This is a genomic window from Vibrio sp. D417a (assembly GCF_030248595.1).
Taxonomy (GTDB): Bacteria; Pseudomonadota; Gammaproteobacteria; order Enterobacterales; family Vibrionaceae; genus Vibrio; species Vibrio alginolyticus.
The window spans coordinates 335,327-347,361 of sequence record NZ_JAHGAM010000005.1 but is presented as its reverse complement, the minus strand read 5'-3'; the positions used below and the strand labels follow the sequence as shown (position 1 = coordinate 347,361).

Below are 12,035 nucleotides of genomic sequence, written 5' to 3'. Positions count from 1 at the left end.
TTTTATCTACGAATATAAATAGAGCTCGTATTATCTTTGTGAGGTTCAGGCACTCTGAATCCGAACTTCAACATAATATTGAATAAAACCTTATTAAACAGTTCTAATTCTATCGTCTCTAATTTACTTCCTATTTTACTATCTCTAAGTTCAGGAAAATTGAACTTAGCTTCCTTTAAGATACTAGCTATCTCATCAGAATTGATGCTCTGTTTACTTAATAGTTTTTTGTTAATGAACTCTTCATATGCACGAGCACATTTCATCAATCGTAACGCAAATTCATTCATAACTGACATTCTTTGAAACGTAAAAAATTTAATTTTTAGTGAGAACACTTGCACATCGCACTATCAAAAATAATATCAGAACGCAATTAATGCACTCTGTAAGAATTATCTGAATCAAGCTGAAGTAAAGGCTGAATATAACGTCTAATTAAAACATCTCTCCTAATTAGAACCGTCAATACAATTAAATATTTTCTTTGTTTAGGTCGCCTTTTCTTATAAGGAAATTACTTTTTCCATGGAGGAAGGCGGAACAAACAAGGTGGAAACACCACTTCCTCCCAAGAAAACAAAATAGCTTTAAACCTTTGTTTTAATTGAATTTAATATACGGCACGCATCTTGCCACTGATAATTAAACTAAGGCGTAGCATTCAAAGTATTCAAGCCAATAAGAGATGAGAGGAGCACACCTCATGAGTTCTTTAGACCCAGTAAAAATGGCAACCCAATTCGCACAATTGGACACAAACCCATTCAAAAACCGTTACCAAGCGCAAGCTAATGTGTACCAGTCACAACTGTCAGCTTTTAATAAAGTTGAAAGCGCACTACGTGATTTTCGTACTGCAATGAAAGAGATGAATAACAGCACAAACAGCATCATCAAAAACAGTGCGACACTCTCTCAAGAAGGTAACTTTACTGCAAACGCGGATGCTAAAGCGCTAACGGGTAACTATCAGATTTTTGTAGAAAAAGTGGCAACGGCGCATCAAGTATCTACAGGAATGCCTGCAGACCTTGAGGCGACGACAGAAGTACCAACAACTGGATCTTTAGAATTCACCATCAACGGTGAAACAATGACTCTAGACTTGTCCTCCGTTGATGTTAATGGTGACGGCACTGCAACGATCAGTGATTTAGCCAGTGCGATTAACAATCACACGGATAACCCTGGCGTTAACGCCACTCTAGTTCGCTCGAATGGTCAAACACACTTTATGCTATCGAGCACTGAGACTGGTGTCGAAAATAAGATCAACGTATCTGCATCGGGTACTGGCCAAGCGTGGTTTGAAGACGCCTTCACCAACCTCAAGCAAATCAACGCTCCGCAAGATGCGGTTATGTGGCTAGGTGCAAAAGACTCAGGCCTGAAACTAACCAACGCAAGTAATACTTTTGAAGGTGTCATCGACGGTGTTGACATTACCGTATCTAAACCGCAAGCCGCGGGAGATTCGCCAATCGGTTTAAAAATTGGAGCTGATAGCGAAGGCACTAAAGAACAACTAGATAAGTTTGTGGAAACCTACAATGCCCTTGTTTCGACTATCGATCAGTACACCCAAATTGGCGGTGAAGATCAGAAACGCGGCGTGCTCGCTAGCGACTCGACATTGCGTTCTATTGAGAGTCAGTTAACGGGGTTAATCCGAGGTGAACACAATGGTATGCGCCTAAGCGAAATCGGCGTGAGCCTAGACCGCAACGGTAAAATGAAAGTTGATCAAGAAAAGTTCAAAGAAGCTCAACAAACAAACAGCGCAGGCTTAGAGGCGTTGTTTAATGGGGATGACGCTTTGCTAGATTCTCTTGACGCGATGGTAGAGCCTTTCTTGAAGTTCTCATCAGGAACCTTCAGCACGCGTAAAGACGCAATACAGTCAAGCTTAGACCGAATCAAAGATAAACAAACCAATTTAGAGCGTAAGTACGAAATGTCGTACAACCGCTATCTCAAACAATTCACTCAAATGAATTCAATTATGACCCAAATGAACCAAACCATGTCCATGTTTAATGCTCAAAAATAAGACATTTGGTTCCAAATTTAGGAGAAATATTCATGCTTATGGATTCTGGTTACGATTCGTACCAACAAGTCGATCTCGACGCTCAAGCGGCAGCAGCAAATCCACACCAATTGGTCATCATGTTAATCGATGGCCTACTCGATGAAGTTGAACGTATTCGCGGCCACCTAGCCGCAAATCGTTTGGCCGAGAAAGGGAATGGAATCAACAAATGCATGAACATCTTGATTGGACTAACAAGTGCTTTAGATGATGAAAACGGCGGTGAAATTGCGGAAAACCTACGCCAGCTGTATGACTTCTGCCAAGTCGAACTTTATTACGCTAGCGTGCAAAACGATGCAAATCGCTTGGTTAACGTTGAGCGTGTAATGGGTAACATTCGTGAAGGTTGGATGAATTTTGGACAACAAGCATAAAGTATCGCCAGAGCGATTCCGTCATTTATCTCAGCTCATCCAGTTCGCCGCAAAAACGGCCGATTGGCATGCGCTCAAGCGGTACGACTTGCAGTTGCGAGAGCTTTTGATCAGTCACAAGCCTTTTTTGAAAGATCCTAAGCTTGCACCTGAAATCCAGCGAGCGAAAACAGTGCACGCTAATGCCTTCGCAGTATTAGAGAAGTCGACCAACGAGTTGAAAAAAGAGATGAACATGGTCAATGACCATCAAGAACGCGCTATGGCCTATCAATTAGCAATGACCATGGAGCTAACTCAATGATCATACCTTCTTCAACTCAGCACTCGGGTAATTCGCCAGCTAACAATGAGGGTCACATCAAGCAAGCGAACTCGGTACACGGCTTTTCTCATGGTTTTAAATCAGGGAACAAGCAGAATGGTGAGCAAGACTTTAACTCTGCGTCAGCGGTACCGAGTTTTCACCTTACGGCCTCTACTTTGAACAGCGCAAACAAAGTACAAAGTCATGGTTTTGATACTGATGACCGCTCAGCTTCAGATCCGGATGCCAACTTGACCAGTACACCAGGGTTAACAGAATCGACTGATCTTGCAGCGCAAGCTCAAGCTTTAACCCAGGGTATGATTACCATGGCAGAGAAGCAGGCTGAGAAACTAGGAAAAGCGTCATCTTTAATGACTGCGAGCGAAGTTAAGTCTGTTACTCAAGATTCGTCTAACGCTATGTTAAACACATCATCAAAACAAGATGTGAAGCAAAGTCTGCCGACTTCATCGAGTTCGCGTTTGCCTATCTCCGGTGCTGAGTTTCAAACTCTTTTGAATCAACCTGTTCAAGGCCAACCAACCGCATCTCTACTTCAAGCACAAGCTCCTACAACACAACCTGCACATTCACCGGTTGCGACGAGTCATGTTCAAGCTCAAGGCTCTGAGTGGGCAGCGGTGCGTGTTGATACCACTGCCGGAAAGTGGGGGGAGCAAATGATGCAAGTTTTACATGATCGCGTGACGCTCCAAGCTCAACAAAATGTACAAGAAGCAAAAATCCGCCTAGACCCACCAGACTTGGGGAAACTGGATTTACTTGTACGTGTTGAAGGTGACCGATTGAGTGTCCACATCAACGCCAATGCCGCAGCAACACGAGAAGCTTTAATGCAAGTTTCGGAACGATTGCGTACTGAGTTACAAGAGCAAAACTTCGTTCATGTCGATGTCAATGTTGGCTCTGATCAAAACCAAGGTCGAAATGACCCACATGCAAACGAAGAAGACGCCAATATTTTCGCCGCACGAGAATCTGGTGCATTCCAAACCACGACAACAACTAACTATTCAGAACACTGGCTAAGCACTCAAGCTTAGTGAATCTTCGAGGAAAAAGGTTATGACCAAACAACAAATGATCGCCCTGTTTATCGCCATGATCATCACCAGTGCCCTCGTTTCGGCCGTCACAATTATGGGCGGAATCTGGTACTTAAACAAACACGCTCAAGAGTCACCTGACTCTGGTTCACTGATCGAAGACTCTCCACTGTCTTTTTTGGTCACAGAACAACCGACAAGTAAAGGTCCTAGCTTCCATCCTTTGGACAAAGTCGTTTTGACCGTTAAAGGCAAGAAACAGACTCACTTTGTGATGCTAGAACTGGCAATTGAGACACGCCGTCCAGAGCGTATCAAAGAGATCGATGAATACATGCCTATGGTACAAAACTCTCTATTAAAACTGTTTAGCGACAAAACGTTTGATCAATTACAGCAAGCGGGTGCCATCGATATTCTGCAAGACGAAGTGAAGCAAACGCTTCTACTCGCTTTTGCTAAAACAGACATCGTCCGAGAAATCGACGATGTTTTGTTGACTAAATATGTTGTGCAATAACGGAGCACAACCATGTTAGACATGAATGTACAAGACACTTACACCACAGAAGAGGAAGTGACAACACCGTCACGACCAATTGATGAAAACGCATTGCTACAACGTCATCAGGTCATGGTAAAACGCGTAGTTAACCAGCTGCGCGTTCATGCCACTTCTCACTGTAGTATTGAAGATATGCAGCAGATAGGCCTTATCGCTCTAGTCGAGGCTGGACGCCGATATGGCGATGTTGACGATCCTCACTTTCCTGCTTTCGCCGTTTGTCGAGTTCGGGGAGCTATTTTAGACGAATTACGCCGACTAGATTGGCGTTCACGTAAGACTCGTCAACAAGCCCACGAGCTCAACGACGTGACTCGAGATCTCACTCGAACGTTAGGTCGAATGCCAACGGATGCCGAAATCATCCAGGCTTTAGGGACGAATGAGCAAGATTATTACAACCGCCAAAATGCCGCTCTCGCAGGCGAGATGCAAAGCCTTGACCAACTGATGGAGAGCAGCGGTGATAGCTACATTGGCGGGCAATACGATGGCATGGAACATGAACATATTCGTCGTAGTTTAGACAGTGCTTTGGGTAAATTACCTAAGCGCGATCAACTGCTCCTGACTCTGTTCTATCAACATGAACTCAACTTACACGAAATAGCTCTGGTATTGGATCTGACACCACCTCGTATATGTCAGCTTCACAAACAAGCGCTGAAACAACTCAACCAATTAATGTCCTCTTAGGAGTCACAAGATGCAAAAGTTTTTTGGAGTGCTCACTATCCTGGTGTGCGTCTTCGGTGGATATATGTGGGCCGGTGGTAGCTTAGGTGCTATCTGGCAGCCAGCCGAATTCCTTATCATTATTGGCGCCGCTGCTGGTTCTTTGATCATCGGTAATCCGCCTCATGTACTAAAAGAAATGCGTCGCCAAGTGCCAGCGACCATTAAAGGTCCAACAGAAGAGCATGAGTACTACATGGAATTAATGGCACTACTCAACAACTTGCTAGAGACAGCGAGAAACCGCGGATACAAGTTTCTGGATTCTCATATTGAGGCTCCGGAGCAAAGCTCTATGTTCCTCGCTTACCCAACGATCGCAGAAGATCATCGCCTAATTTCTTTCATTACTGACAATTTACGTTTAATGGCAATGGGACAGATGTCGCCTCATGAATTAGAGGGACTGCTAGAGCAAGAAATCGAAGCAATACAGAACGAAATGCTTTTACCTTCACGCTCACTACAGCGTACAGCTGAAGCACTACCTGGCTTCGGTATTCTTGCAGCAGTTGGTGGCATCATTATCACCATGCAAGCTATTGATGGCTCAATCGCTATGATTGGTTATCACGTTGCGGCAGCTCTCGTTGGTACATTCATTGGTATTTTCGGTTGTTACTGTGGCTTAGATCCACTAAGTAACGCCATGGCTCAGCGAGTAAAACGTAATATGACTGCTTTTGAGTGCGTTCGTGCAACCTTGGTTGCCTACGTAGCGAAAAAGCCGACATTGCTCGCCATTGACGCTGGTCGTAAACATATTCAGCTAGACATCAAACCAACATTCAACCAAATGGAGAAGTGGTTAGCTGAACAGGAGGGATAATGCAAAAACAAGAGCATGTAGTGTTCAAACGTGCCAAAGTATACAGCCATGATGAGTCGTCTCATGGCGGCGCGTGGAAAGTCGCGTTTGCTGACTTCATGATCGCCCTAATGGCGCTGTTTCTTGTACTTTGGGTTATGCAGGTGGTAGACAAAGAAGAGCGTAAAGCGATTGTTGCCCACTTGCATAGTTCAAGCGTATTCGACAAGAGTTACGGCAACCCATTTGATACGTCACAAAGTATTTCTCCTATCGACTTGGCACAGGACTCTTCTGTGCCAAGTAAACACAACTCCAACCATGTAGTAAGCTCTTACTTTAAAGGTGATGGGGATGGACCAGAAATTGATTCTTTGATTCCTGGTAACTTCGATACTCAAGAGCAACTTGCCGCACTAGCGAAAGTAATTGAGCAAATGACTGCCCAAATTAATGCGCAGGGAAATGTAAACGTCACGGTGACACCACAAGGTTTGCGTATCGTCCTTCAAGATGATTACAAACAGCATATGTTCAGCCGTGGTGGTGCAGAACTTACTCCTTTTTTTGAAGATTTACTGCTCGCACTAGCACCTGTATTTCATCGTGTTAACAACCCTCTGATCATCAGCGGACACACAGATGCAATTCCATTTAAAAAGCGTTTTGGTCGTCAATCTAACTGGGCGTTATCAGCCTCTCGAGCAGACGTAGCAAGAAATACGTTAGTTGAAGGCGGTATGCCGGATGATAGAGTAATGCAGGTAACGGGTATGTCAGATAGAGCGCTGCTTAATCCTGATGAGCCAGATTCTAGCGAAAACCGTCGTATTGAGCTGTTTGTTTTAACGACTCCTGCCGCTAAAGTGCTTGAGACCCTTTTTGGCAACCACCAAGAAAGCGAACTGCAAAAAGCGAAAGAGAAGGCTGAATTCAACCAACCAGTCATTCGTCAAGAAGTCATCAATTACTCCGGCGATACCGCCACCAGCGAAGTAAAAATTCAAGAATTATAATCTTAAAAGGTCACCACTCTGATGGTGACCTCTCTAACCAAAGCCTCTGTTACTGTGACTTTTTAGTTGAGTTCTATATGCACATAACATCATCCGAAAAAAGAAAAAGCGACTTACTAAAGAAAGCCTTTTTATGGCTCATTGTCTTCGATTACCTTTTATTGGCGTTTTTCTTAACTCAGCTATCAAGTATGACACTAAACAGCGGAACCATGATCAGCTTGTTACTTGTTGTTTATAACGTCTTACTTGTTTCGCTATGTTTTCAACGAACCAACAAGCAGGACTCTTACATTATCTACCCTGTTTTGTCCGCAACGTTATTAGCATTTGTCTGCTTTCTTTACTTCTTTTTTTTAATTTAGCTCCCCGACTCGACCATTGATTTTATTTTTACTGCTTTTTCGAAGTGGTCGAGCTGATGAGTCTGAATCCACCACGTAGCCGCTTCCATCAACAGCTCTGGGTCGTCATTTTTATTAGCGAAAAACGCATAAAATGAGAGACCAACCAATTCACCTTTACTCGCGATCTTTTTGTCACAGACCTCTATAATTTTGTCTCTCAGCGAAGCTCTCATTTCTAATCCCTTAACCTAGTACATACTCACTAACCATACGGTTGAAAGAAATCAAATCAAACGAGCCTTTAATTTCAAAACGCACTCTTCCCACCTCACTCATGAAGAACTCGATTTCACAATCCAAATCAAAAGTACCAGAGGTCTCGATAGAAAATGCATTGATCTTACTGTAAGGCAAAGAAGTGTAATCCACTTTTGAGCCGGTAATCCCTTGCACATTTGCCGCTATCACTCGCTTGTTCGTAAACACCACTTGGTCACGAACTGTTTTAAAAGCAGCGAAAATAGTCTCACCATCAATCAAGAACTTAAGGAAGTCTTCTCTGGCATTAGAAACGTCAATCGGCTTAAGCTTAAATACAGAGGAATTGTCGAAATCAATCATAATTAATCCTTTGAGTGGGCGTTAGAACGAATTATCAACGTATCAGATAGCACCACTTTTGCCTACTCGCAACGCACGTTTCTGCTTGATTCGCCCAACAACGAAGCGTCACTCACTTCCACCCTTGCATCCATTGCTCAGAGTCTTTTAGGTCTTGCCAGTTCATCTCTCGGTCGCGTTTACTCATGACTGCCTCGATGACACATCTCACAACGTTACCATCTTCATCTAGTTCCATTTCCGTCACAACAAAATGCTTCTCTTTGTTTTTAGGTGAAATTGCCGTCCATTTACTGTGCAATAGTTTCTTAGGGTGGATTCTGTTCATCGCATTGTACCAATTTAACTACCATGTTGATGTATACGACTGAATACCAAGAGAGAATCAGATTTTGTTTTTGCAAACCGACAAAAGATAAAACCGCAAAAGAGATCACTCCCTTTCGCGGCTCTAACTACAATCCGACTAGGTCTTCTGACCATTCAATCGAGGGTTTAAGTACTGACTTTGTAGCAACTGTAACCCTTTACCGACCAGAACAATCACTATCGCGCCAATCAGGACAGGCGTGAAGAGAAAACTCCATCCCTGCCCAGACGCCATGATCAAAATTGGATTTGCACCCGCAGGTGGATGAGTGGTCTTCGTAATCAGCATCGCAGACACACCTAGCCCCGTCGCAATCGCTAGCGTGACCGGCGTGACGTCAACATACTGGCTAAACGCAATACCGATAGAGGCCGTGATGAAGTGACCAATGATCACGTTTTTGGGTTGAGCAAGAGGGCTGCCTGGCACCCCAAACACCAGTACTGCGGTAGCACCAAATGGTGCCATCAGGAGTACAACCTCCGTCAGTGATACCTCAACGTAGGACAATACGCCAATAGCCAACGTAGCGCCAAGCCCGGCAACCAACGATAAAATTAAATTATTCATAAACACCTCAAAGTAGACCAAATTGTCTACAAAATAAAATAGACAAATCTGTCTACCTTTGTCAATATGTGTTTATGGAACTTTTTGAGGACATAGTTATGAACAAAAAGAAACAGTTATTGATCGACACAGCTTTGTCACTGTTTTACAAACAAGGCATCAACTCTATTGGCATCAATGAAGTTCTCAATGTTTCAGGCGTGGCTAAACGCACGCTATATAACCATTTTGAGAGCAAAGAAGCGCTTATCATCGCCGCATTAGAACAACGCCACCAAGTATTTATGGAATGGTTGGAGGAAAAGCTTTCTTCAGCACAAACGTGCGCGGAGGTGATCGATCAGTTATTTACAGCACTCAACGGCTGGTTTCATGGCTCTGAAGAAAAGCTGGGCGAGTTTCGCGGTTGCTTTTTCATCAATACGTCCGCGGAATTCAGTGACGACAGTGGCGAGATCGCAACGTATTGCCGCTACCATAAGCAGCAAGTCAGAGAGCTAATTCAACGCTATCTCAAATCAGACAACGCTTCATTACTCGATGCCATTTGCATCATGAAAGAGGGCGCGATCACTACCGCTTACATGACGAAAGAATACGACAACGTCACGAAGAAATGCGTGACCATTTTGCACAAGCTGTAATGCGGTCAGGTATAGTCATTCGCGAATTAAGTATTCAAACCAAAGGCACCTATCGGTGCCTTTTGTTTTACTTAGTGAGTGTACTTACAGCTCGTGCTCAGTACGTGCGATGATGTCATCTTGCGCATCTGGTGATAGTGCGGTGAAGAAGGCCGAGTAGCCTGCGACTCGCACAACAAGATCACGATATTGTTCAGGGTTCTTCTTCGCAGCTAGCAAGGTCTCACGAGAGACGATGTTGTACTGCACGTGCCAACCTTTGTGGTGGTTGAAGAAGGTACGAATCAACATAGAAAGTTTGAGCTTATCCCCTTCAGACTCAACCGCTGCCGGGCTTAATTTCTGGTTAAGCAGCACGCCACCAAGAATCTTGTTCGCTTGGATCTTACCGACCGAGTTGTACACAGCTGTTGGACCTAAACGGTCTGAGCCAGAGGATGGGCTTGCACCTTCTGCCAATGGCGTTTTCGCTTTACGACCGTCTGGCGTTGCCATAGTTGAAGCGCCAAATGGGACGTTTGCCGAGATACTTGATGTACCTGCGTAGTAACCTCCGCCAATTGGACCACGCCCATGACGCGTATTAACGAACTGCTCTAGCTCATCAATGTACACTTGGTAAGCGTCTGCCAGTAGTTGGTCTACTGCGTCATCATCATTACCGTATTTTGGTGCAAAGTTGATAAGACGTTGGCGAAGCTGTTCGTTCTCCATGCCATCGAAATCTTCTGCCAATGCTTTTGCTAGCTCAGGCTGAGTAATCTGCGCGTCATCGAAAACAAGGTGCTTGATGACGGCTAGGCTGTTACCCAAGTTCGCGATACCGACTTGCAAGCCAGATACCCAATCGTATTTCGCGCCACCTTCTTTCACGGTTTTACCGCGAGCCAAACAGTCATCCACCAGCGTTGAACAGAAGATGTCTTGAGCTTGCTGTTCAAGTACGCTGTCGACTACCGTATCAATCTCAATCGATTTACGGGTGTAGTAGCGGATTTGCTCTGCCCAAGAAGCTGTCACTTGCTCAAAGTTCTCAAAGTTACCTTTTGCTAATGACTTATCGTGTGGCAAGAAGGCTTTACCCGTTGTTGCATCCACACCTTCGTTCAATGAAGCGAGCAGGATACGAGCGAAGTTAATGAAGCTCATGCCCGTACAACGGTAACCCCATTTGCCCGGAACCGCCGTCTCGATACAGCCGATAGATGCGTAGTTGTAAGCGTCTTCTTTCTCTACGCCAAGCTTGATGAATTCAGGAATAACAATCTCATCGTTGTTGAACGCTGGCATACCGAAGCCGCATTTAATCACTTCGATACAGCCCATTAAGAACTCTTGGTTCAAACCTTCGTGGTAACGCACACTCAAGTTAGGTTGCGTCGAACGCAACTGACCACAAGATTCCAGAATCGCCCAAGAAAGAGGATTCACTGCGTCTTCAGGCTCACCCTTTTCATTCAACTTCTGACCGCCGATACAGACGTTTTGATACAACGGAGAACCTGCGGAGGCTTTTGAGTGTGCGCCAGAGCGAATCTTGTTTACTTCAAGCAGCTTCAACCAGCAGCTTTGTAAAAGCTCTAGTGCAAAGTCTTTTTCAATCGCGCTGTTTTCGATATCGCGAACATAAAATTCGTTTAGGAATTGGTCCATACGACCGAAAGAAACCGAGTGACCGTTCGATTCGATTTGTAACATCAACTGAACGAAGTAGCTCAATTGCAGTGCTTGCCAGAAGTTTTCTGGTGCGTGGCTTGCTACATGACGACAGTTTGCCGCAATACTTTCTAACTCAGCTTTGCGCAGCGGGCGTGTCTCTTCTAGCGCCATTTTTGCCGCCAATTCAGCGTAGCTTAATATGTGATCTTGAATCGCAAGCAGTACGATTTCGACCGATTTGTAGAACTGCTCTTTCTTCAAGCCTTCAAAGGTCGAAACATCATTGTTAGCACGGTGCTGACGAACATCCTCTAACAAACCGTTCATGCCTAGCTTAAGGATTTTCTCGTTATCCACCGCAAGGTGCGCATCACCCGAAGTCATGTTGCCTTCAGCTTTAATGATGGTGCTGGCTAAGATTTCTTGCTGCTCATCAGTAAACAAGCCATAACAACGGTCTTGAACGGTTTTACCGCGCCAGTACGGTGTGATGCTGTGGATGCTTTGCTTATCTTCTTCAGTGACCGCAAAGCCTGCACCAGGGCGGTCGGCTAGCTCATCAATTTCCGCTTCAATCCAACGTACAGTGTATTCTGGGAAAATAGGCGCAGCGCGCACTTTGCTCGCTTGGTTACCGACGATTAGCTCATCGTGTTTAATCCAAATCGTACGAGTGCGTAAGTGCTCTTGCAGTGCTAGCGCACGTTGGACAATCACAGGTTTGTCTTCGTTTGCTTGATAAGCACGAGTGTATGCCTCTGCACGCTCGGTACAGACAGGTGGCGTTACGATATTTACCAGTGCCGATTTGTGCGCTTTGATACGCTCAGGAAGGTAATTTAGGTCCATAG

The 12,035-nt window shown here is 44.6% G+C and carries 16 protein-coding genes; 10 read left to right on the top strand and 6 right to left on the bottom strand.

Annotated features, from left to right (window positions below; all coding sequences use genetic code 11):
* Positions 1–2: 2 nt before the first annotated feature.
* Positions 3–290, bottom strand: coding sequence for a hypothetical protein (locus KI742_RS07000; RefSeq protein WP_025768597.1), 288 nt, complete (start codon positions 288–290; stop codon positions 3–5).
* 416 nt (positions 291–706) lie between these two features.
* On the opposite strand from KI742_RS07000, the gene fliD reads away from it, so the two are divergent.
* The 9 genes from fliD (at position 707) to KI742_RS06955 (ending at position 7,338) form a co-directional block, all read left to right on the top strand.
* On the top strand, positions 707–2,053 hold the full coding sequence (gene fliD, locus KI742_RS06995; RefSeq protein WP_005375015.1) for a flagellar filament capping protein FliD: 1,347 nt from the start codon (positions 707–709) through the stop codon (positions 2,051–2,053).
* 32 nt (positions 2,054–2,085) lie between these two features.
* On the top strand, positions 2,086–2,472 hold the full coding sequence (fliS, locus tag KI742_RS06990) for a flagellar export chaperone FliS (protein ID WP_005375014.1): 387 nt from the start codon (positions 2,086–2,088) through the stop codon (positions 2,470–2,472).
* On the top strand, positions 2,456–2,776 hold the full coding sequence (locus KI742_RS06985; protein WP_005375013.1) for a hypothetical protein: 321 nt from the start codon (positions 2,456–2,458) through the stop codon (positions 2,774–2,776). Before fliS ends, KI742_RS06985 begins: the two co-directional genes overlap by 17 nt.
* Complete coding sequence (locus KI742_RS06980; RefSeq protein ID WP_065275489.1) at positions 2,773–3,846, top strand: flagellar hook-length control protein FliK; 1,074 nt, start codon at positions 2,773–2,775, stop codon at positions 3,844–3,846. Before KI742_RS06985 ends, KI742_RS06980 begins: the two co-directional genes overlap by 4 nt.
* 22 nt (positions 3,847–3,868) lie before the next feature.
* Positions 3,869–4,369 (top strand): flagellar basal body-associated protein FliL, encoded by a 501-nt coding sequence (gene fliL / locus KI742_RS06975; protein WP_005375011.1) that lies wholly within the window; start codon positions 3,869–3,871, stop codon positions 4,367–4,369.
* A 12-nt stretch (positions 4,370–4,381) separates the two neighbouring features.
* Positions 4,382–5,110: a FliA/WhiG family RNA polymerase sigma factor gene (locus tag KI742_RS06970; protein WP_005375008.1), complete on the top strand. Its 729-nt coding sequence runs from the start codon at positions 4,382–4,384 to the stop codon at positions 5,108–5,110.
* Positions 5,111–5,120: 10 nt separating this feature from the next.
* Positions 5,121–5,978: a flagellar motor stator protein MotA gene (gene motA, locus KI742_RS06965; protein WP_005375006.1), complete on the top strand. Its 858-nt coding sequence runs from the start codon at positions 5,121–5,123 to the stop codon at positions 5,976–5,978.
* A complete protein-coding gene (locus tag KI742_RS06960) occupies positions 5,978–6,973 on the top strand; it encodes a flagellar motor protein MotB (RefSeq protein WP_115386813.1) in 996 nt (331 codons plus the stop codon). The genes motA and KI742_RS06960 overlap by 1 nt, the downstream gene beginning before the upstream one ends.
* Positions 6,974–7,050: 77 nt before the next feature.
* Positions 7,051–7,338, top strand: coding sequence for a hypothetical protein (locus KI742_RS06955; protein WP_005375002.1), 288 nt, complete (start codon positions 7,051–7,053; stop codon positions 7,336–7,338).
* On the opposite strand, the gene KI742_RS06950 is transcribed toward KI742_RS06955, so the two are convergent.
* The 4 genes from KI742_RS06950 to KI742_RS06935 form a co-directional block, all read right to left on the bottom strand.
* Positions 7,335–7,553: a DUF6500 family protein gene (locus KI742_RS06950; RefSeq protein WP_017634431.1), complete on the bottom strand. Its 219-nt coding sequence runs from the start codon at positions 7,551–7,553 to the stop codon at positions 7,335–7,337. The two genes, KI742_RS06955 and KI742_RS06950, sit on opposite strands and share 4 nt — an antisense overlap.
* Positions 7,554–7,563: 10 nt before the next feature.
* Complete coding sequence (locus KI742_RS06945; RefSeq protein ID WP_005386881.1) at positions 7,564–7,941, bottom strand: PH domain-containing protein; 378 nt, start codon at positions 7,939–7,941, stop codon at positions 7,564–7,566.
* A 112-nt stretch (positions 7,942–8,053) separates the two neighbouring features.
* Entirely contained in the window at positions 8,054–8,269 is a 216-nt protein-coding gene (locus KI742_RS06940; protein WP_005374999.1) for a TIGR02450 family Trp-rich protein, read from the bottom strand.
* 138 nt (positions 8,270–8,407) lie between these two features.
* Positions 8,408–8,881 carry an HPP family protein gene (locus KI742_RS06935; protein WP_285385265.1) on the bottom strand — a complete coding sequence of 158 codons (474 nt, stop codon included), beginning with the start codon at positions 8,879–8,881 and terminating at the stop codon, positions 8,408–8,410.
* 98 nt (positions 8,882–8,979) lie between these two features.
* Here KI742_RS06935 and KI742_RS06930 point away from each other — a divergent pair, with 98 nt between their 5' ends.
* Entirely contained in the window at positions 8,980–9,525 is a 546-nt protein-coding gene (locus tag KI742_RS06930; protein ID WP_054574902.1) for a TetR/AcrR family transcriptional regulator, read from the top strand.
* 84 nt (positions 9,526–9,609) lie between these two features.
* Here the strand turns inward: KI742_RS06930 and KI742_RS06925 are convergent, their stop codons facing one another.
* Positions 9,610–12,033 (bottom strand): formate C-acetyltransferase/glycerol dehydratase family glycyl radical enzyme, encoded by a 2,424-nt coding sequence (locus tag KI742_RS06925; protein ID WP_213897515.1) that lies wholly within the window; start codon positions 12,031–12,033, stop codon positions 9,610–9,612.
* Positions 12,034–12,035: the final 2 nt, after the last annotated feature.

Excerpts from the sequence above, each read along its gene's own strand:
- KI742_RS06940 (WP_005374999.1), bottom strand. The coding sequence starts at position 8,269 with ATGAACAGAATCCACCCTAAGAAACTATTGCACAGTAAATGGACGGCA.
- KI742_RS06980 (WP_065275489.1), top strand. The coding sequence starts at position 2,773 with ATGATCATACCTTCTTCAACTCAGCACTCGGGTAATTCGCCAGCTAAC.
- KI742_RS06970 (WP_005375008.1), top strand. The coding sequence starts at position 4,382 with ATGTTAGACATGAATGTACAAGACACTTACACCACAGAAGAGGAAGTG.
- motA (WP_005375006.1), top strand. The coding sequence starts at position 5,121 with ATGCAAAAGTTTTTTGGAGTGCTCACTATCCTGGTGTGCGTCTTCGGT.
- KI742_RS06925 (WP_213897515.1), bottom strand. The coding sequence starts at position 12,033 with ATGGACCTAAATTACCTTCCTGAGCGTATCAAAGCGCACAAATCGGCA.
- fliL (WP_005375011.1), top strand. The coding sequence starts at position 3,869 with ATGACCAAACAACAAATGATCGCCCTGTTTATCGCCATGATCATCACC.
- KI742_RS06950 (WP_017634431.1), bottom strand. The coding sequence starts at position 7,553 with ATGAGAGCTTCGCTGAGAGACAAAATTATAGAGGTCTGTGACAAAAAG.
- fliD (WP_005375015.1), top strand. The coding sequence starts at position 707 with ATGAGTTCTTTAGACCCAGTAAAAATGGCAACCCAATTCGCACAATTG.
- KI742_RS07000 (WP_025768597.1), bottom strand. The coding sequence starts at position 290 with ATGAATGAATTTGCGTTACGATTGATGAAATGTGCTCGTGCATATGAA.
- KI742_RS06960 (WP_115386813.1), top strand. The coding sequence starts at position 5,978 with ATGCAAAAACAAGAGCATGTAGTGTTCAAACGTGCCAAAGTATACAGC.
- KI742_RS06955 (WP_005375002.1), top strand. The coding sequence starts at position 7,051 with ATGCACATAACATCATCCGAAAAAAGAAAAAGCGACTTACTAAAGAAA.
- KI742_RS06930 (WP_054574902.1), top strand. The coding sequence starts at position 8,980 with ATGAACAAAAAGAAACAGTTATTGATCGACACAGCTTTGTCACTGTTT.
- KI742_RS06935 (WP_285385265.1), bottom strand. The coding sequence starts at position 8,881 with ATGAATAATTTAATTTTATCGTTGGTTGCCGGGCTTGGCGCTACGTTG.
- fliS (WP_005375014.1), top strand. The coding sequence starts at position 2,086 with ATGCTTATGGATTCTGGTTACGATTCGTACCAACAAGTCGATCTCGAC.
- KI742_RS06945 (WP_005386881.1), bottom strand. The coding sequence starts at position 7,941 with ATGATTGATTTCGACAATTCCTCTGTATTTAAGCTTAAGCCGATTGAC.